This is a genomic window from Actinocatenispora thailandica (assembly GCF_016865425.1).
In the GTDB taxonomy this organism is placed as follows: domain Bacteria; phylum Actinomycetota; class Actinomycetes; order Mycobacteriales; family Micromonosporaceae; genus Actinocatenispora; species Actinocatenispora thailandica.
Map to the genome: position 1 here is coordinate 7,205,135 of NZ_AP023355.1, position 17,865 is coordinate 7,222,999.

At 71.8% G+C, this 17,865-nt stretch carries 18 protein-coding genes and 1 pseudogene; 11 read left to right on the forward strand and 8 right to left on the reverse strand.

Annotation, left to right across the window (positions count from 1 at the left end; all coding sequences use genetic code 11):
* The first annotated feature begins 5 nt into the window (after nucleotides 1-5).
* A complete protein-coding gene (gene purM, locus Athai_RS32635; RefSeq protein WP_420829810.1) occupies nucleotides 6-1,166 on the forward strand; it encodes a phosphoribosylformylglycinamidine cyclo-ligase in 1,161 nt (386 codons plus the stop codon).
* 269 nt (nucleotides 1,167-1,435) lie between these two features.
* Here the strand turns inward: purM and tgmB are convergent, their stop codons facing one another.
* Nucleotides 1,436-2,437: an ATP-grasp ribosomal peptide maturase gene (gene tgmB / locus Athai_RS32640; RefSeq protein ID WP_203965032.1), complete on the reverse strand. Its 1,002-nt coding sequence runs from the start codon at nucleotides 2,435-2,437 to the stop codon at nucleotides 1,436-1,438.
* Entirely contained in the window at nucleotides 2,434-2,697 is a 264-nt protein-coding gene (locus tag Athai_RS32645) for a hypothetical protein (RefSeq protein WP_203965033.1), read from the reverse strand. Before Athai_RS32645 ends, tgmB begins: the two co-directional genes overlap by 4 nt.
* A gap of 279 nt (nucleotides 2,698-2,976) precedes the next feature.
* Between Athai_RS32645 and Athai_RS32650 the strand changes: the two genes are divergently transcribed.
* Nucleotides 2,977-3,924, forward strand: a complete 948-nt coding sequence (locus tag Athai_RS32650; RefSeq protein ID WP_203965034.1) for a ferritin-like domain-containing protein — start codon at nucleotides 2,977-2,979, stop codon at nucleotides 3,922-3,924.
* Nucleotides 3,925-4,185: 261 nt separating this feature from the next.
* Here the strand turns inward: Athai_RS32650 and Athai_RS32655 are convergent, their stop codons facing one another.
* Both Athai_RS32655 and Athai_RS32660 read right to left on the reverse strand, forming a co-directional pair.
* Nucleotides 4,186-4,392 carry a DUF3073 domain-containing protein gene (locus Athai_RS32655; protein WP_203965035.1) on the reverse strand — a complete coding sequence of 69 codons (207 nt, stop codon included), beginning with the start codon at nucleotides 4,390-4,392 and terminating at the stop codon, nucleotides 4,186-4,188.
* 314 nt (nucleotides 4,393-4,706) lie between these two features.
* Nucleotides 4,707-5,780, reverse strand: a complete 1,074-nt coding sequence (locus Athai_RS32660; protein WP_203965036.1) for a Glu/Leu/Phe/Val family dehydrogenase — start codon at nucleotides 5,778-5,780, stop codon at nucleotides 4,707-4,709.
* Between the two features lie 185 nt (nucleotides 5,781-5,965).
* On the opposite strand from Athai_RS32660, the gene Athai_RS32665 reads away from it, so the two are divergent.
* Entirely contained in the window at nucleotides 5,966-6,835 is an 870-nt protein-coding gene (locus Athai_RS32665; RefSeq protein ID WP_203965037.1) for a DUF8083 family protein, read from the forward strand.
* A gap of 164 nt (nucleotides 6,836-6,999) precedes the next feature.
* A complete protein-coding gene (locus tag Athai_RS32670) occupies nucleotides 7,000-7,209 on the forward strand; it encodes a BldC family transcriptional regulator (protein WP_030448411.1) in 210 nt (69 codons plus the stop codon).
* 239 nt (nucleotides 7,210-7,448) lie between these two features.
* Here Athai_RS32670 and Athai_RS32675 read toward each other — a convergent pair whose 3' ends face one another.
* The gene (locus Athai_RS32675; RefSeq protein WP_203965038.1) at nucleotides 7,449-8,057 is read right to left on the reverse strand and encodes a nitroreductase family protein; all 609 of its coding nucleotides are present in this window, start codon (nucleotides 8,055-8,057) and stop codon (nucleotides 7,449-7,451) included.
* A 276-nt stretch (nucleotides 8,058-8,333) separates the two neighbouring features.
* Between Athai_RS32675 and Athai_RS32680 the strand changes: the two genes are divergently transcribed.
* The 7 genes from Athai_RS32680 to Athai_RS32710 all read left to right on the forward strand — a co-directional run bounded on the left by Athai_RS32680 (nucleotide 8,334) and on the right by Athai_RS32710 (nucleotide 16,117).
* On the forward strand, nucleotides 8,334-8,870 hold the full coding sequence (locus Athai_RS32680; RefSeq protein ID WP_203965039.1) for a hypothetical protein: 537 nt from the start codon (nucleotides 8,334-8,336) through the stop codon (nucleotides 8,868-8,870).
* Nucleotides 8,867-10,429, forward strand: a complete 1,563-nt coding sequence (locus Athai_RS32685; RefSeq protein WP_239157305.1) for a PrsW family intramembrane metalloprotease — start codon at nucleotides 8,867-8,869, stop codon at nucleotides 10,427-10,429. The genes Athai_RS32680 and Athai_RS32685 overlap by 4 nt, the downstream gene beginning before the upstream one ends.
* A gap of 161 nt (nucleotides 10,430-10,590) precedes the next feature.
* Nucleotides 10,591-11,457 (forward strand): 3-hydroxyacyl-CoA dehydrogenase family protein, encoded by an 867-nt coding sequence (locus Athai_RS32690; protein ID WP_203965040.1) that lies wholly within the window; start codon nucleotides 10,591-10,593, stop codon nucleotides 11,455-11,457.
* Between the two features lie 104 nt (nucleotides 11,458-11,561).
* Nucleotides 11,562-12,299, forward strand: coding sequence for an enoyl-CoA hydratase/isomerase family protein (locus Athai_RS32695; protein ID WP_203965041.1), 738 nt, complete (start codon nucleotides 11,562-11,564; stop codon nucleotides 12,297-12,299).
* A gap of 256 nt (nucleotides 12,300-12,555) precedes the next feature.
* Complete coding sequence (locus tag Athai_RS32700; protein ID WP_203965042.1) at nucleotides 12,556-14,937, forward strand: polysaccharide lyase 8 family protein; 2,382 nt, start codon at nucleotides 12,556-12,558, stop codon at nucleotides 14,935-14,937.
* An 83-nt stretch (nucleotides 14,938-15,020) separates the two neighbouring features.
* A complete protein-coding gene (locus Athai_RS32705) occupies nucleotides 15,021-15,818 on the forward strand; it encodes a methyltransferase domain-containing protein (RefSeq protein ID WP_203965043.1) in 798 nt (265 codons plus the stop codon).
* A gap of 20 nt (nucleotides 15,819-15,838) precedes the next feature.
* A complete protein-coding gene (locus Athai_RS32710; RefSeq protein WP_203965044.1) occupies nucleotides 15,839-16,117 on the forward strand; it encodes an NUDIX hydrolase in 279 nt (92 codons plus the stop codon).
* 25 nt (nucleotides 16,118-16,142) lie between these two features.
* Here the strand turns inward: Athai_RS32710 and Athai_RS32715 are convergent, their stop codons facing one another.
* The 3 genes and pseudogenes from Athai_RS32715 to Athai_RS32725 form a co-directional block, all read right to left on the reverse strand.
* Nucleotides 16,143-16,601: a PaaI family thioesterase gene (locus Athai_RS32715; protein ID WP_203965045.1), complete on the reverse strand. Its 459-nt coding sequence runs from the start codon at nucleotides 16,599-16,601 to the stop codon at nucleotides 16,143-16,145.
* A gap of 75 nt (nucleotides 16,602-16,676) precedes the next feature.
* Nucleotides 16,677-16,870: pseudogene (locus tag Athai_RS32720) on the reverse strand (DUF397 domain-containing protein).
* 20 nt (nucleotides 16,871-16,890) lie between these two features.
* Nucleotides 16,891-17,736, reverse strand: coding sequence for a helix-turn-helix domain-containing protein (locus Athai_RS32725; RefSeq protein WP_203965046.1), 846 nt, complete (start codon nucleotides 17,734-17,736; stop codon nucleotides 16,891-16,893).
* Nucleotides 17,737-17,865 lie beyond the last annotated feature (129 nt).

Consider the following 17,865-nt stretch of genomic DNA (forward strand, 5'->3'; position numbering starts at 1 on the left):
ATTCGGTGACCCAGGTGACCGAGCGAGCTGGTACGACCGACGGCGCCACCGGCGAGACCGGCCAGCGAGCGGGAACCGTTCCGTGGTCCGGTTCCGCCGGCCGCGGCCGCAAGCGCGGTTCCAGCTACGCGGAGGCCGGCGTCAACATCGAGGCCGGTGAGCAGGCCGTCGAGTTGATGAAGAGCAAGGTGCACAAGACCTTCCGGCCCGAGGTGGTCGGCGGCATCGGCGGCTTCGCCGGCCTGTTCGCGCTGGACACCACGAAGTACAGCAAGCCGCTGCTCGCCTCCTCCACCGACGGCGTCGGGACCAAGCTGCTGATCGCGCAGCAGATGGGCATCCACGACACGGTCGGCGTCGACCTGGTCGCGATGGTGGTCGACGACCTGGTCGTGTGCGGCGCCGAACCGCTGTTCCTGCAGGACTACGTCGCCTGCGGTGAGGTGGTCCCGGAGCGCATCGTCGAGATCGTCGCCGGCATCGCCGACGGCTGCCGGTACGCGGGGTGTTCGCTGGTCGGCGGCGAGGTCGCCGAGCACCCGGGGATGCTGCGCCCGGACGAGTACGACATCTCGGGCACCGGCATCGGGGTCGTCGACGCCGACAAGGTGCTCGGCGGCGACCGGGTGCAGCTCGGTGACACGCTGATCGCGCTCGGCTCGTCCGGCCTGCACTCGAACGGGTTCTCGCTGGTCCGGCACGTGCTCCTGGGCGCCGGCCGGATGAAGCTCGACACGGTCGTGGACGACCTCGGCGAGCAGCGCTCGCTGGGCGAGGAACTGCTCGTACCCACCCGGATCTACGCGCAGGACTGCCTGTCGCTGATCCAGGAGTGCGACGTGCACGCGTTCGCACACATCACCGGCGGCGGCATCCCCGGCAACCTGGTCCGGTCGCTGCCGGAGGACCTGGACGCGATCGTGGACCGGTCGTCCTGGCGACCGCAGCCGATCTTCGACCTGATCGCCACCAAGGGGCGGATCGACGCCGAGGAGATGGAGCGGACCTTCAACCAGGGGGTCGGCATGGTCGCGATCGTCGGGCCCGCCGACGTCGACCGGGCGATCTCGCTGCTGGCCGCGCACGACGTCAACGCCTGGGTGCTGGGTGAGGTCGTGGAGGGCGAGGGGCGCGTCCAGATGCTCGGCGAACACACCCGCGGCTGACGCCACCCCGTGCGGGCGCGGCCACCGTCGCTCGCGTGGGTTGCGTTCACTGCGACGCGCTCGCCCTGGTTGCGGTTACCCCTTGCACGGCGTGGGTCGTCTGGTCCCGGTTCGCTTCGCCCTTCACGGTTGTCGGCCGCCCGCCGTGGGGTGCGTGCGAGAGAAGAGCTCCGCTCCTCTCTCGCGCTCCCTCCACGCTCAAGGGGTCAGGATCTTGTCTCCGGTGCCCCGGCGGCAACCCAGCCCGACCCGAGCGCTTCGGGGTCACCTCAGCGCACAGAGGCGGTGAGCTCGTCGGCGATGGCGGCGCAGATGGGTAGGCCGGTGTGGTGTTCGATCCAGCCCCACTGCCCGTTGGGGTTGAGGTCGAGGAAGTACCACCGTCCGTCCGGGCGCACCACGAAGTCCATCGCCGCGAACCGCAACCCCAGCTCGGCGAGCATCCGCGCCACCGCGGCGCGCACCCCGTCGGGTACCTCGGTGACGGCGTAGTCGACCGAGTCGTAGTCGGATCGCCAGTCGGTGCGCGCGGCCTCGGATCGTGCGGTGAGCCGGGCGGCGAAGTACCGGTCGCCGACGACGGTGAGTCGCACCTCGTGGTCCTTGTCGATCCACTCCTGGAACTGGTGCGCCGTGTACCGGACCGAGTCGTCGATCTCGGCGGCGGTGACCGCGCTGGTGTAGATGAACCGGGTGCCGTCGGCCGCCCGCAGCGACCCGCGGAACGGTTTGTACACCGCGTGCGGCAGCCCGGCGACGAACTCCCGGGCGGCCGCCGGATCGGTGGTGATCAGCGTCCGCGGCGCCGCCAGGCCGGCCCGCGCCGCGGCGGCGAGCTGCACCGGCTTGTACTCGGCGTGCTCCATCCGGCCGGGATCGTTGAGCCAGCGCGGCACCGCGGCGAGCAGCCCGCCGAAGCCGCCGCGCGCCTCCGCGCTCGCCCACTCGTCGACCCCGGCGCCCGCGGTGTCGACCCCGGCCGCCTCGGGCTGGTCTGCGGTGGCCGGGTCGGTACGGACGGCGATCCGTCCCGGCCGCCGGTACCAGGCGCCGACGATGCGGCCCAGCTCGACCGACCGGTACGGCGTGCGCAGCGTGCCGGACCAGCCGGCCGCGGTGTCGAAGCGCGCGGACACCGCGATCCGGTCCGGGAAGTCGGCCGGGTCGCACCGGAACACCGGTACGCCCCGGCGGTCGAGTTCGGTGATCACCAGGTCGGCGGTGGCGTCCAGCCGGCCGGTGAGCACCAGCACCGTGTCCGGCGCGGTCACGCGAACGACTTGTCGAATATCTCGTCCTCCCGGGGGCTCTCACCACTGGTCTGCAGGGTCTGGGCGAGCCGGTGGTCGATCAGCGGCAGCCAGCGGTCGCCGTCGGCGGCGAGGGAGCGCTGGCGGTGTTCGTCGTAGCGGACGTGGTCGAGGTCGAGCGCGACGCCGGCGCGCGGCGTGCGGGCGAAGCGGAGTCCGAACGGCGTGCCGGTCGCGTCCGGAGTGGTCCGATCGTCGTCGATGACTGCCCTGCTGTCCATACCAGACCCCTTGCTCACTGTGTGCCACCGTCGCGGATGCGGTGGTGCCCTGCGGTCTTCCGGCGTGGTGACAGACGGTTCCGCGGCGCCGGACGAACAATCCGCCCGTCAGTGTCTCTCGCCGGCAAGCCGGGCGTAAACCGCCTCGGTCGTACCGCTCACGCTGCGCAGCGGTGGCCGTGAGTTGGTCAAGCTCACGGTACGGTTTGCGGGCGATCGGTCAGATTCGGCACGCTCCGCCGCTAGCGATCCGCGCCGGTACAGGATACGAATACCTACGTGGCCTTCGACATCAGCAATTACAAGAACAACTCGGTGCGGGTCAAGTTCGACGACGTCGACTACGACTCGTTCCGGGAACGCCCGCTCACCCCGGCGGCGCTGCGCACTCTGCGTTACATGTCCGACGTAGAGAGCCACACGATCTGCTATCTGCGCGACCTGCTCGTCACCCCCTCGCACAAGGACCCGGAGGTGACCGCGTTCCTCACCCACTGGGCGTACGAGGAGTTCTGGCACGGCGAGGCGCTCGACGAGGTGTTGCGGGTGCACGGCGTGTTGGCCGACTACGCGCACATTCGTGAGGTGCGGCTCGCGCAGGGCATCAAGGACCGGCTGGCACCGATCAACCAGGCGCTCGCGGCGAACATCATCGGGGAGGATTTTGTCGCCGTGCACATGTCCTGGGGCGCGATCAACGAGTGGTCGGCGCACGCCGCGTACGCGCGGATGATGCAGCGGGAGGACCACCCGGAGCTGACCAAGCTGCTCAAGCGGGTGCAGAAGCAGGAGACCCGGCATCTGGCCTTCTACGCCTCGCAGGCGAAGGACCGGTTGGAGCGTTCCGCCAAGGCGCGCAAGCTGACCCGGTTCGCGATGAAGGCGTTCTGGGGCCCGGTCGGCTCCACGATCGAGCCGAAGCGGGAGACCGCGTTCGTGCTCAGCTACCTGCTGGGTGGCGCGGAGGGCGCCAAGCACATCGAGCGGATCGACCGCAAGATGGACGAGCTGCCGGGTCTCGGCGGGATGGACCTGGTCCGCCGGGCGGTCGCGAAGTTCGGCGTCGGTCCGGGTGTCGCGGAGCGGCAGCAGTCGCTGCTGCACCGGCTGAGCGGGCTGCGTGCCGCGGCGGCACCGCGGGCCCGCACCGTCGCCGGCGCGCTGACCCGTCCGATCGAGGTCCCGCCGTCGGCGCCGAGTTCGGGTGAGCACACCGCGACCGCCTGATCGGCGGGCGGGCTCCGGCGCGGAGCGCCTACAGGCAGGCACACAACGGGCCACCCGGTCCTCGTCGACCGGGTGGCCCGTTCATGCTGTCGATCTCACATCACCGACCGGTGCCTCGCGACCCGGCACCCGGACACGGTCGACGGCGGGTGGCACACGTCGGAACCGTGCTGGCACGCGGTCGGCCCTCACAGCTGGGTGAGGACCGGCGAGGTGGCCGGGAAGACCGGCCCGTGTCGGTGCGGACGAAAGGCGAGGCGATCAGCGGCCGTTGGCGGCGCGCTGCCCCGACTCCTCCTCGTACGGGTCGTACGAGTCGCCGTATTCGTCCACGCTGTTGAGATCGTCCCCATCGGAAGGACCGCTCCCCAGTTCGCGCTGAAGCGCCCCGAGGTCGGTATCAGGGGTGTGGTACTTCAGCTGCCGGGCCACCTTTGTCTGCTTGGCCTTAGCTCGGCCGCGCCCCATGGCTCGACCCCCTCACGCGGTAATGACGGGGTGCCGGAGGCGACCCCGGTGACTTAGGCATCTCTCGTGGCTAATACGGTACAGCGCCGGTCCGGGATTCGGCACCTCGCCCCACCCCTGAGTGAGACGTCGGTGGCGGACCACACAGTGGCCCCGGCGCGGGGCCGCACCGGGGTGGGCCGGGTAATGGGTACAGGCGGTTACCGGCCGCTACCGAACGGCGCTGGCGGCCGGCCCCCGCTGGGAGCCGGCCGTGCGATGGCTGGGCACCGGCCGCAGACAAACTCGTGGTCGGCTGTGCCGAGCCGCACCAGCTAGCGGCCGGGCAGCAGGATGCCGCGCAGCCGGCCGCACTCGGCCATCCGGCGCTCGGCGAGCCGGTCGGCGGCCACCGCCGGCGGCACCCCGTCGGTGTCCGACAGCGTCAGGATCTCCTTGGTCGTCTCGAAGATCCGGCTGGCCCGCGACTTGGCGCGGTCGAAGTTGAAGCCGTCGATCTCGTCCGCGACCTGGATCACACCACCGGCGTTCACCACGTAGTCCGGCGCGTACAGCACCCCACGGTCGGCGAGCACCTTCTCGATACCGGGGTGCGCGAGCTGGTTGTTGGCCGCGCCGCAGACGATCTTGGCGCGGAGCGCGCCGACCGTCTCGTCGTTCAGTGCGCCGCCCATCGCGCACGGCGCGTACACGTCGATGTCGGCGGCGAGCAGCGCGTCGGTGTCCGCGACGACGTCGACCTGCGGGTAGGTCGTGCGCACCCACTCGACGGCGGCCTCGTTCGGGTCGGTGACGACGATGTCCGCGCCGTCCTCGGTGAGGTGCTGGAGCAGGTACCGGCCGACCTTGCCGACGCCGGTCACGCCGACCCGGTGGCCGCGCAGCGTCGGGCTGCCCCAGGCGTGCTCGGCGGCGGCGCGCATGCCCTGGAACACGCCGTACGCGGTGAGGATGGACGAGTCGCCGGCGCCGCCGTGCTCGACCGAACGGCCCGTCACGTACCGGGTCTCCTTGGCGACGATGTCCATGTCGGCGACGTAGGTGCCCACGTCGCAGGCGGTGACGTAGCGCCCCGCCAGCGACTCGACGAACCGGCCGTACGCGCGCAGCAGCGCCTCGGACTTGACCGTGTTCGGGTCGCCCCAGATCACCGCCTTGCCACCGCCGAGGTCCAGCCCGGCCAGCGCGTTCTTGTACGCCATGCCGCGGGACAGTTCGAGCGCGTCGTGGACCGCGTCGGCCTCGTTCTGGTACGGGAAGAAGCGGGTGCCGCCGAGGGACGGACCGAGCGCGGTGGAGTAGATCGCGATGATCGCCTTCAGCCCGGACGGTTTGTCCTGGCAGAAGACCACCTGCTCATGTCCGGTGTCGGCGGTGAATACGCCCATCTTTCGTCACTCCTACTTGTCCTCGGCCGCGTCCTTGTGGGGCGGCGGCGCGCTGCCGGCTGGTCTGCCGGTACAACTGAGCGTAGTGCGCGCGCTCGCCCGGTACGGGGCGACAGGTGCGGTGCATCCCAACTCGCGGACACCGCGTCGGCCGCGGCGGGCCGAGACGTGGCACGATCGGCGCCGTGCCGCCCTTCGCGTCGTACCTTCGCGTCTACGAACCGCTGATCGCGTTCGAGCGTGCCCGCCAGCAGCACTGGCGGCGCTACCTGGCGGCGAACCGTGCCGTACCGCAGGCGCTGGGCCCGGCGCGGCAACGGCGCACGGTCCTGGAGGCGCTGGGCGCCGGCTGGACCAAGCTGCCCGAGCTGCCGGACGAGGCGTACTCGGTGACCGACGGCGAGGTGACCCTGGTCTGCCCGTGGGACCTGCGGGTTCAGGTGGCGCAGGGGGTGCTGTCCGCGCGTCGCGGGGTGCCCGCGGCGCTCGCCGACGCGTTCGTCCCGCCGGCGCTGACCGCGGTGGCGGAGCGGGTGGTGGCCGACTGGCGGACCGCTGCCGACCCGCTCGGCGACCTGCGGGCCGGCGGCGCCGCGCTGACCGAGCACGACCAGCTGCTGCACGAGCTGGTGTCCGGCTGGGTGGTGCCGGCCCGCTGGTTCGCGTTCGTGGAGTACGACGAGCGCCGCGCCGCACTGGCCCCGACGGAGCGGCACGTCCGGTACCGGACGTCGATGGCGCGGGCCCGGCGGCGGGCGCACCGGGCGCTCGCGGTGATGCGCCGGACCGTCGGCGAGCACGCGCCGATGACGCTGGCGGTGGAGAACGACGCGCGCTGGTTGGAGAAGTTCCATCCACGCTCGGTAGTCGAGCTGGATTACGGCGGTCTCGTCTACCTGATGGGTGACCGTGAGTTGCTGGACGACGACTCGCCCCGGGTGGTGGCGGACACCCTCGCCGCACTGGCCCGTGGCGACACGGACGTCGCCGGCGAGCTCTACTCCGACCTGCTGGAACGCTGGCGGAAGGTGCAGCTGCGGGAACGCCGCAACTGACCGCAGGCCAGTTAATGGGGATACATCGGACTTAGCTCCACCTGTTGTCCAGCCCAGTTCATCCGTTCGGCCCATGTCGGACATCGCGGACAGGACGGACCATGGAAGAGCGTCGGCCGGCGGGACCCCGGTCGATGGCTGAGAGTAATCAGGAGGAATTACCGATGGCATCGCGTACGCACGAATCCGAGCCGCTGCTCACCCCGGCCGAAGTGGCCTCGATGTTCCGGGTCGACCCGAAGACCGTGACCCGGTGGGCGAAGGCCGGCAAGCTGAGCGCCATCCGGACGCTCGGTGGCCACCGTCGCTACCGCGAGTCTGAGGTTCGGGCTCTGCTGCAGGGTCAGATCCCGACGCAGCGACAGGGCGAGTAGCACGACGTTCCGCCGCCACGGCGGCGGATGGTGGCGAGGCCGGTACCGCGTACCCCCGAGCGGCGGCGAGGAGGACCCGGCACCGGCGGCACGCTGCAGAAACCGCGCAACCAGGACGCACCCCCACCGGGGTGCGTCCTTTCGCATCCCACCCGGTAGCCCCTGTCGACCCTGGGGTCATCCGTGGAGACGGCGCTTCCCCGTCGCGACGACCATGATCAACAGTACCGGGGTGGCGGTTACCAGCGGCCGAAGTGGATGACGTCGGTGAACGGGCGGTGGCCGCGGCGCAGCGACGGCGAGCGCGGGTCCGGCGCCCGGTAGCCGATGGTGATCGCGCCGATGGGCGCGTACGGGCCCGGCACCCCGAACGCGGCACGGAACGCGTCGGTGCGTTCCGGCGGGATGCCGAAGAAGCACGCGCCGAGTTCCTCGTCGACCGCGGTGAGCAGCATCAGCAGTGCGGCGAACCCGGTGTCGATGTGCCAGTACGGCACCGGCCAGCGGGCCTCGTCCCGATCGGTCCAGCCCTTGTCCGGCTCCGCGTACCGGTCGAGGTAGGCGTCCCGGTGCGCGAGCGGCACCACGATCAGCGGCGCGGTGGACATCCGGGCGAGCCAGCGGGACGGTGCCTCGGGCGTCGAGTCGTCCGGAGCGGTGGCGGCCCAGAACCGGGCCCGGTCCTCGGGCGATTCGAGCACCAGGAACGCCCAGCCCTGGGAGAACCCGGCGGACGGTGCACGCAGCGCGTGCCGCAGGATCCGATCGCGTACCTCGGCGGGCACCGGGCGGTCGGGGTCGTAGTTGCGGATCATCCGGCGACGGCGGACCACTTCGGCGAACTCCATGACATCGCAGGTTACGACTCCCGAGTCACGACTACGGTGCGTGCATTCTGTGACACACGCCGCCGAACACGATGGGGGAGTTGCCCACCGGTACGCCTTGATCAACTGGGCCGGGGGACGGACCATAAGAGGTGCCGTCGGGCGCGGCCGGCGGTGGTGGAGGTGGGGCGATGCGGAGCCGGGCCGTCACCGAGCGCGGTGCGAGACCGCACCATTCGGCGCGATGCGCTACATTTCAGCTGGTCACCACCGACTCAGAGTGAGGTGGGGATTGCCGTGCTCCGTCCGAATCTGTACGGCAGCCTCGCCGTACTCGCCGTCGTTGCCGCCATCGCGATCGGCCTGCCGACGATCGACGACGCGCTGCCCGCCGGCCGCTCGCTGCGCGCCGGCGAACGGCTCGACGTCGGCCTCGGCGTGTCCCTCGCCGCGCCGGCGGACGCCGTCCTGGACGTCACCAAGACGCAGCCGTCGCTGTACCGGCTGGTGTTCTCGGTGCGCAGCGTCCGGGTCGTCGTCGAGGCCAGCAGGTACTCCGGGAAGCTGGACGGGCTGAGCGAGCGGCTGCGCCGCAAGATCCAGAGCAATCCCGGGTACCAGACGTCGCAGCAGGAACATCCGACCTCCACCGAGACGGGTGTCGCCGGACTCGCCGGCAGCTACTCCACGCCGGGCCGCAACGGGACGTACGCGGTGTTCGGCCACCACGGCGTCGGCGTCGAGATCAGCATGGCCGGGGACGGCTCGGACCTGCGCACGGAGGGCGCGGACCTGACCGGCATGATCCGCAGCGTGCGGTTCGGTGCGTCGTGACGTCCGGCGCGGTACCCGAGGACGGTGCCGAGCCGACTCGCAAGATCACCAAACGGCTCGGTGCGCGTCGCGCGCTGTCCAGCCATGACGGGCGACACCGGGCGGGCATCGCCGAGCGCCCGCCGGTGGCGCCGCCGCCGGCCGCGTCCGGCCCCGCCGTCCAGCTGCGGATGCCCGCGGTGTGGATGGTCGCGGTGCTGGTCGCGATCGGCGCCTGGCGGATCGGGCTGATCTTCGCCGACGCGGTCCGGCTCTACCCGCGCGCCTCCGCGGTCGCGTTCGTGCTGTTCGCGGCGTACGCGGTGCCGTTCATCTGGGTCGTGCGCGAGGTCGACTGGCTGGAACGGGAACCGTTCGTGCTGCTCGCCACCGCGTTCTGCTGGGGTGGGCTGGTAGCGACGGCGATGGCCAACATCGGCAACACCGCTGCCCAGGAGATCCTCGCCAAGGTGTTCTCGCCGAGCTTCGCCGACCGCTGGGCGCCGGCGCTCGTCGGCCCGACCAACGAGGAGACCCTGAAGGCGCTCGGGGTGGTCGCGATCGTGCTGCTCGCCAAGCGGCACGTGAACAGCGTGGTGGACGGCTTCGTCTACGGGGCGCTCGTCGGGCTGGGCTTCCAGGTCGTCGAGGACTTCGTCTACTCGATCAACTCGGTGGTACTGGCCGGGAACGGCGACGCGGTCACCCCGGTCGTGGCGACCTTCCTGGTCCGCGGCTTCCTGGGCGGGTTGTGGAGCCACACGCTGTTCACCGCGCTGGTGGGGGCCGGCGTCGGCTATGCGGTGGTTCGTACCGACCGGTCGCTGCGGATCCGGGTCGGCGTCGCCGTGCTCGCCTACCTCGGCGCCTGGACGCTGCACTTCGTCTGGAACTCGCCGCTGCTGCGGGACGGGTTCGGCATCGGCGTCGGCGGGCTGATCGGCGGCCTGCTGATCAAGGGCATCCCCGGGTTCGTCGCGGTGCTGCTGATGCTGCGGGTGGCCCGCCGGCACGAGGCCGGGTACTACCTGGGCCGGCTGAACGGGATCGAGCCGATCCTGGTCGACCCGGAGGAGATGGACGCGCTGGTCACCGCGCGGGGCCGGAGCGCCGCCCGGAAGCGCGCCGCGGCCAAGGCGGGCCTGCGCGCCGACCGGACCGTACGGCGACTGCAGCGCGCCCAGGCGAGGCTGGCCGTGGAGATCAGCCGCAGCGGGTACCCGTCGTACTGGGAGGCGGCCCGCAACCCGAACCCGCGGACACCGGCGCTGGAACGGTGCGTCCGGGAGATCCTGCTCGCCCGGCAGCGCCTGGTCGCGCTCGGCATCCCGGTGGCCGGCCGGTACGGCCGGGAGCAGCGCACCGCACTCGGCGGCTGGTCCTGCGCGCTGGCGATCGCCGGCCTGCTGGTACCGGGTGCCTCGGTGGTCGCGCTGATCCTGGTCGGCATCGGTACCGTGGCCGCGCGCCGGCAGCGGATCAGCCCGGACAACCGGCTCGGCATGGCGAGTTCGATCGCGGTCCTTGCCACCGCCCTGTGGATCGTCGTCTACCTGCTGCACGGCTTCAGCAGCGGCTGACCCGCCCGCCCGCCCGGCCCCACCGCGTTGATCATGGTCTCGTCCCGGTTGGCAAGCGTTTGCCAACCGGTTGACACCATGATCAACCCGGCTGCCTGGAGACTGCGGGCGGCAGGCCGTAGGGTCGGCTCGACAACGTCGTCGAGCGGTGGGAGGTACGGGTGGCCGAGCGGCTGGTGGTGATCGGCGGCGGCACGATGGGCATCGGGATCGGCTACGTCGCCGCGAACGCCGGATACCAGGTGACCCTGGTCGAGGTGGACGGTGATCGGGCGAGCGCCGCGGCCGCGGCGCTGGAGGCCCGCTGGGACAAGGCGGTGCGCACCGGCCGGCAGGACGCCGCCGACGCCGCGGCGGCCCGCGACCGGCTCGCCACCGCGACCGCGCTCGCCGACCTGGCGCCCGAGCCGGCCGCGGTGATCGAGGCGGTACCGGAGCGGGTCGAGCTGAAGCGGCAGGTGCTGCGCGAGGCGGAGCGGCTGCGGCCGAGCCTGCTGGCCAGCAACACGTCCAGCATCGCGATCGGCGCGCTGGCCGCGGTGCTGGCCAGCCCGGACCGGTTCTGCGGGCTGCACTTCTTCAACCCGGTGTGGTCGATGCCGCTGCTGGAGGTCGTGGTCGGCCCGGACACCGCGGCGGCCACCAGGGACGCGGCGCTGGCCCTCGCGGTACGGCTGGGCAAGGAGCCGATCGTGGTGGCCGACGCGCCCGGGTTCGCCTCCTCCCGGCTCGGCGTGGCGCTCGGCCTGGAGGCGATCCGGATGGTCGAGACGAAGGTCGCCAGCCCGGCCGACATCGACACCGCGATGACCCTCGGGTACCGGCATCCGATGGGGCCGCTGGAGCTGACCGACGTGGTCGGGCTGGACGTGCGGCTGGCGATCGCCGAGACGCTGCGCGAGGCGTACGGGGACCGGTTCGCGCCGCCCGACCTGCTGCAGCGGATGGTCGCCGAGGGGAAGCTCGGCCGCAAGTCGGGCCAGGGCTTCTACCGCTGGGTCGACGGAAAGAAGGTGCTGGATGACTGAACTCGCGGCGCCGCACCCCGCCGGCCCGCCGGCGGCGACGGTCGGGGTGGCACACGCCCGGCCGGCCGGCATCGTCGGCCCCGGCACGGGAACGGAGGACGCCGGTGTCTGAGTACCGGACGCTGCTGGTGGCGGAGCAGGACGACCGGGTCGTCGTCACGCTGCACCGGCCGGACAAGCGCAACGCGATCGACGCCGAGATGGTCGACGAGCTGCATGCGGTGTGCGACAGGCTGACCCGCGCGCCGAAGCTGCTGCTGCTGACCGGCGGTACCGACGGCATCTTCGCGGCCGGTGCCGACATCGCGCAGCTGCGCGACCGGGACCGGTACGACGCGCTCGCCGGCATCAACCACGGCATCATGCAGCACATCCGGTCGCTGCCGATGCCCAGCGTCGCCGCGATCGACGGGCCGGCATTGGGCGGCGGCGCCGAGCTCGGATACGCCTGCGACGTGCGGATCTGTACCGACCGGAGCTTCTTCGGCCAGCCCGAGGTGCGGTTGGGCATCGTTGCCGGCGCGGGCGCCCTCTACCGGCTGCCGCAGCTGGTCGGCGAGTCGCTCGCCAAGGAGCTGCTGTACACCGGGCGCCGGCTCAGCGCCGCCGACGCGCTCGCGGTACGGCTGGTGTCGCAGGTGGTGGCGCCGGACGAGCTGCTGCCGACCGCGCACGCGCTGCTGGACCGGATGGCGAGGGTCTCGCCGCTCGCGTTGCGGCTGACCAAGCTCGCCGTGGACGCGCCGGCCGACGCGCACCCGCAGGTCGAGCAGCTGGCCCAGGCGGTGCTGTTCGAGGACGACGAGAAGCGCCGCCGGATGACCGCGTTCCTGGACCGCTGACCCTTCGGCGGCCTCCGGCCCGGCGCCGCCCTCCGGCCCGGCGCCGCCCTCCGGCCCGGCGCCGCCCTCCGGCCTGGCGCCGCCCTCCGGCCTGGGGCCGCCCTCCGGCCTGGGGCCGCCCTCCGGCCTGGGGCCGCCCTCCGGTGGCTCCGATCGAGAACGGCGGTCTTGAGTACGGAGCCCCGGGCGGCCTAGGCTGTCCACCACTGCATGTGGAAAGCGGTTACCAAGCACTTTCGCGCGCCGGAGGCAAGCGATGACCCCTCAGCTGAACCGCCGTACCTTCCTCGTCGCCTCGGTGGCCGCTGCCGCCGCGGGTGCGCTGGTCGCTCCCCCCGCCGCCGACGCCGCACCGGCGTCGGACTCCAGCGGGGACGAGTTCGACCGGCTCCGTGCCTCCTGGTACGCGGCGACCACCGGCGGCGACGTCGACCCGACCGATCCCGACTACGCCGCCGCGCTGGCCGCCATCGACTCCGCCGTGGACGCAGCACTGTCCACACAGGACAGTACGGGCGGCTTCACCGACCTGCCGCTGGGCTCGAACTCGGCCCACGTGACCAGCGCCTACCGGCGGCTGCACGCGATGGCCACCGGGTACGTGACGCCCGGTACGGCGAAACACGGCGACGCCGCGCTGCTGGCCGGCATCACCGCCGGGCTGGCCGCCGTGCACGACGGCGCGTACAACGACGCGCAGGCCATGTACGGCAACTGGTGGGACTGGCAGATCGGTGCGCCGAAGCTGCTCAACGACGTCGCCGTGCTGCTGTACGACCAGCTGACCGCCGACCGGCTGGCGCAGACGGTCGCCGCCGTCGACCACTTCGTACCGGATCCGACGAAGATGGCGCCGGGCGGCAACGAGACGACCTCGACCGGCGCCAACCGGGTCGACGAGTGCCAGGTCGTGCTGATCCGCGGGATCCTGGACCGGAACGCGGACAAGATCACCCAGGCCCGGGACGCGCTGTCCGCCGTCTTCGGCTACGTCGACAGCGGTGACGGGTTCTACCGGGACGGCTCGTTCGTGCAGCACACGCACGTGGCGTACACCGGGACCTACGGTCTGGTGCTGCTGGGCGGGATGGCGAAGCTGCTGTCCCTGCTGGCCGGCTCGACCTGGGAGGTGACCGACCCGAACCGGCAGATCCTGTTCGACGCGGTCGAGCGGACCTACGCGCCGGTCGTGTTCGACGATCAGATGATGGACAGCGTGCGGGGCCGCGCGGTCTCCCGCTACTCCGAGAGCGAGCACACCGACGGGCACACCGCGGTGCTCGACATCCTGACCCTCGCGCCGAGCGTCGACGCGTCGACCGCGGCCAGGTGGCAGGCGCGCTGCGCCGGCTGGCTCGACCGGGACCACTTCGACAATCCGCTCGCCACCATGTCGGTACCGCAGATCGCGCTGATCAAGGCGCTGCGCGCGGACGGCACCGTCGCCCCGGCGCCGGAGCCGGTGCGGCACGACCTGTTCGCGCAGATGGACCGGGCGGTGCACCGGCGAGACGGCTGGTGCTACACGATCGCGATGGCCTCCGAGCGGATCTGCTACTACGAGCACGGCAACGGCGAGAACCTGCACGGCTGGCACCAGGGCGAGGGCATGGGCTACCTGTACGACCATGCCGACGACGCCCAGTTCACCGACGCGTTCTGGCCGACCGTCGACCCGTACCGGCTGCCCGGCACCACCGTGGACACCGCGCCGCTGGCCGACGGCGCCGGCCCGGCGTGGGGCGGCGCGACCCCGTCGACCAGCTACGCCGGCGGTGCGGTGCTGGACGGCACGTACGCCGTCGTCGGGCAGGACGTCGCCGGCTTCCAGTCGACCATGACCGCGCGCAAGTCGTGGTTCTGCCTCGACGAGTACGTGGTCGCGCTCGGCGCCGGCATCTCCGGCGGCACCGCCGCGGTGCAGACGATCGTGGAGAACCGCAACCTGCACACCGACGGCACGAACACCCTGCTGCTCGACGGATCCGCGCAGCCGTCCCGGCAGGGCTGGTCGACCGTCGCCGACGGGGTCCGGTGGGCGCACCTGGCCGGCGTCGCCGGGTACGTGTTCCTCGACGGGCCGGTGTCGCTGTCGGCCAAGCGGGAGGAGCGCACCGGCCGGTGGCGCGACATCAACGCCGGCGGACCGACCGATCCGATCACCCGGCGCTACCTGACGCTCTGGCTCGACCACGGCACCGGGCCGAGCGACAGCCGGTACGCGTACCTGCTGCTGCCCGGCGCGTCCGCCGCGCGCACCAGCCGGGTCGCCGCCCAGCCGGGCATCCTCGTACTGGCCAACGACACCGGCGCCCAGGCGATCCGGGTGCCGCGGCTCGGCATCACCGCGGCCAACCTGTACCGGCCGGGCACGGTACGCGGCCAGGGAGCGCTGCCGACGACGGTCGACGGCCCCGCCGCGGTCCTGCTCAGGCAGGCGGCGGACGCGCTGACCGTCGTCGTCGCCGATCCGACGCACCGGTCGGACCGGCTGACGGTCCGGGTCGTCGCGGCCGGCTACACCGCCTGGCGGGCCGACGACTCCGTCACGGTGACCTCCACCGGTCGCGCGCTCACGTTCCGCGTCGACACCAGCGCGCACGACGGCGCCAGCCATGCGGTGACGTTTCACCGGTAGCCCTCGACCGGGTCGGCCGGCGGAGCCTCGGTACCGTCGAACCGGGGCGCCGCCGGCGCCCTGCGGGACGCGGCGGAGGCACGGTGGGCACACGGTTCGAACAGGGCGAGCAGGTCTGGCGGGAACGTCTCGGGACGCTGCGCCAGGAGGTACGGCAGGAGCTCGTCACCCGGCAGCTCGCCGAGCAGATCCCGGACACGCCGCCGCGGCGGGTGCTCGACGTCGGCTGCGGGCAGGGCACCCAGGCGCTGCGGCTGGCCCGCCGCGGGCACCGGGTCACCGGGCTCGACGCGTCCGACCGGCTGCTGGCCGACTTCGCGACGGCGCTGGCCGCCGAACCCGCGGAGGTACGCGACCGGGTCACGCTGCTGCACGACGACATCGCGCGGTGGAGCGAGCCGCCGGGTGACACCGCCGGGCCGTTCGCCCCGGCGAGCTTCGACGTGGTGCTGTGCCACGGGGTCCTGATGTACTTCGCCGACCCGGCGCCGCTGCTCGCCGACCTGGCCCGGTTGTTGCCGCCCGGCGGCATGCTGTCCCTGCTGGTACGCAACGGGGACGCGCTCGCGATGCGGCCGGGACTGGCCGGCGACTGGGCCGCCGCGCACCGGGCGTTCACCCAGGCCGGCTACCTGAACCGGATCGGCGTGCCGGCCCGCGCCGACCGCCGTGCCGACCTGACCGCGTCCCTCGCCGACCTCGGCCTGTCGGTACTCGCCTGGTACGGGGTGCGGGTGTTCACCGACCCGGCCGCCTCGGACGCGCCGGTGCCGGACGCGGAGACGTTCGCCGCGCTGCTGGACGCGGAAGAGCGCGCCGGGCGGACCGACCCGTACCGGGCGGTGGCCTCGCTGCTGCACCTGATCGCCATCCGGGCCTGACCGTGCGGCGGATCGCCGCGGTGGCCGGGATCCTGATCCGGGACGGGCGGCTGCTGCTGGTGCGGCAACGTTTCGCCGGCCGGGAGTTCAGCAGCCTGCCCGGCGGCAAGCTGGAGCCCGGCGACGTCATCGACAGCGAGTTCGTCGGGCTGGGTGTTGCCCGGGAGCGCCTCGCGACGTTGCCGTTCCCGGCCATGCGCGAACCCGTGCTGGCGTACCTCGACGGCGCCGCGCAGAGCTTCTACTCGTACGTGACGGGCGGCGACCCTACCGAGGCGCGCCGGACGGTGCCGCGCTGAGGGTGCCGACCCGCGTCCGGTCGCGTCACCGCTCTGGCCTGGCCGGTACGCAGATGAGCGTCTGCTGGCCGGTGGCGACGAGCGAGCGGTGGTCGTCGCGGACGCCGAACACCTCCAGCCGGCAGACGGTCAGGGTGCGGCCCGCCTTCAACACGGTGCCGACGGCCTCCAGCCGATCCCCGATCGCCGGCGCGAGCAGGTTGATCTTGTACTCGACGGTGAGGACCGTGCTGCCCTCGGGGAACAGCGTGAACGCGGCGAACCCGCCGGCACTGTCCGCGATCGCGCTGGTGGCCCCGGCATGCACGTAGCCGTGCTGCTGGCTGACCTCGGGACGGTTCGGCAGCTGGATGAGCACTCGGCCCGGCGCGACCTCGGCCAGTTCGGCACCGAGATGACGCATCAGCCCCTGGCTGTCGAAGCTCGCCCTGACCCGCTCCGCCACGCCGGGACCCACCCGCTCGTGAACGCCGTCCGTTGACACGTGCCCTCCCCCGCCGGGTCCGTTGCTGCATGGGAGAACGGTCCCCGAACGGTCGGGGGCCGTTGCGCCGCTCGCTCAGGCCTGCTTCATCGAGTCCGCGAAGGCAGCCCATGCCCGTGCCGCGACCACCAGTACCGGCCCGTCCGGGTCCTTGCTGTCGCGGACAGCAACAACCTCGGGAGGTTGGTCGCGACCTCCACGCACTGACCACCCTGCGTGCCGGACCGAGTGCTCTTGCGCCATCGGGCGCGCGTCAGATCGACAGACATCCCCGCGCTTCCTTCCTAACTCACCGACTCAGGTCATCGGCGATCCTACGCAGAAGCTCGACGGAGTCCGAGGGCGTTAATGCCAGTGACCGGATGTCATCCCATGCATTGTCGTAGGCAATGATCTCCTCCGGCTTTTCCAGGTACCAGGCGTTCATCATGGATTCGATGTAGATGAGTCGAGGTTGTGCCGTGTCCGGATAGCCCTCGGGCGGCGGCGGGAAGTCGATGATCGTGAACGGCCCATCAAGCCCGGGGTGTGCGCCGGATCGAAAGGGAAGCACTTGGATCTTGATGTTGCTTCGCCGTGACATGTCGAGAAGGTGGTCGACCTGACCGCGCATGACGTCGGCTCCCCCGACCTCGCGGCGAATGGAGCCCTCATCGAGGACCACCCGAAGCTCTGGCGGATCGTCCACGTCCAGGAGCCGCTGGCGGTGTGCCCGGACTGCCAGCTTCTCGCGAATGTCAGCCTCGGTCGGCGCGCGCTGTCCGGCGAGCAGGACCGCTTGGGCGTAGTCGTCGGTCTGTAGGAGACCGGGAACGAGAGAGTCTTCGTACTCGCGGAGTAGGGAGGCGGCGGTTTCGAGGCCGACGAAATTGCCGAACTCCTTGGGCATGTAGTCCGAGTAGGAGTGCCACCAGCCGCCCCGGCCCCGGGCGAGCTTGGCGACCGACTGGATCGCCTGCACCTGCGCGCTTTCCGGGTCGAGGCCGTAGTAGACGAGCAGCGCCTTGAGATCGTTCGGCCCGGGGGTCATCTCGGCACGCTCGGCGCGGCTCAACCAGGTGCTGGTGCGCTCGACGGCGGTGGAGACTTCTTTCAGGTCCTTGCCGGACCGGTCCCGGAGTTCCTTGAGTGTCAAGGCGATGAGACGTCGTTGCGCCGACGGGCTCTTGGGGCGTGGGGGCATGGAACCTCCCGATAACACGTACACACTAACTCGTTGCTTGCAAACTGCCGCAACGGAGTCTACTGTCCAAACCGCCGGATC

What these genes read in the sequence shown, in the direction of transcription:
- Athai_RS32700 (WP_203965042.1), top strand. Translation starts at nt 12,556, where the DNA reads ATGACCCCTCAGCTGAACCGCCGTACCTTCCTCGTCGCCTCGGTGGCC.
- Athai_RS32675 (WP_203965038.1), bottom strand. Translation starts at nt 8,057, where the DNA reads ATGGAGTTCGCCGAAGTGGTCCGCCGTCGCCGGATGATCCGCAACTAC.
- Athai_RS32660 (WP_203965036.1), bottom strand. Translation starts at nt 5,780, where the DNA reads ATGGGCGTATTCACCGCCGACACCGGACATGAGCAGGTGGTCTTCTGC.
- Athai_RS32645 (WP_203965033.1), bottom strand. Translation starts at nt 2,697, where the DNA reads ATGGACAGCAGGGCAGTCATCGACGACGATCGGACCACTCCGGACGCG.
- Athai_RS32655 (WP_203965035.1), bottom strand. Translation starts at nt 4,392, where the DNA reads ATGGGGCGCGGCCGAGCTAAGGCCAAGCAGACAAAGGTGGCCCGGCAG.
- Athai_RS32670 (WP_030448411.1), top strand. Translation starts at nt 7,000, where the DNA reads ATGGCATCGCGTACGCACGAATCCGAGCCGCTGCTCACCCCGGCCGAA.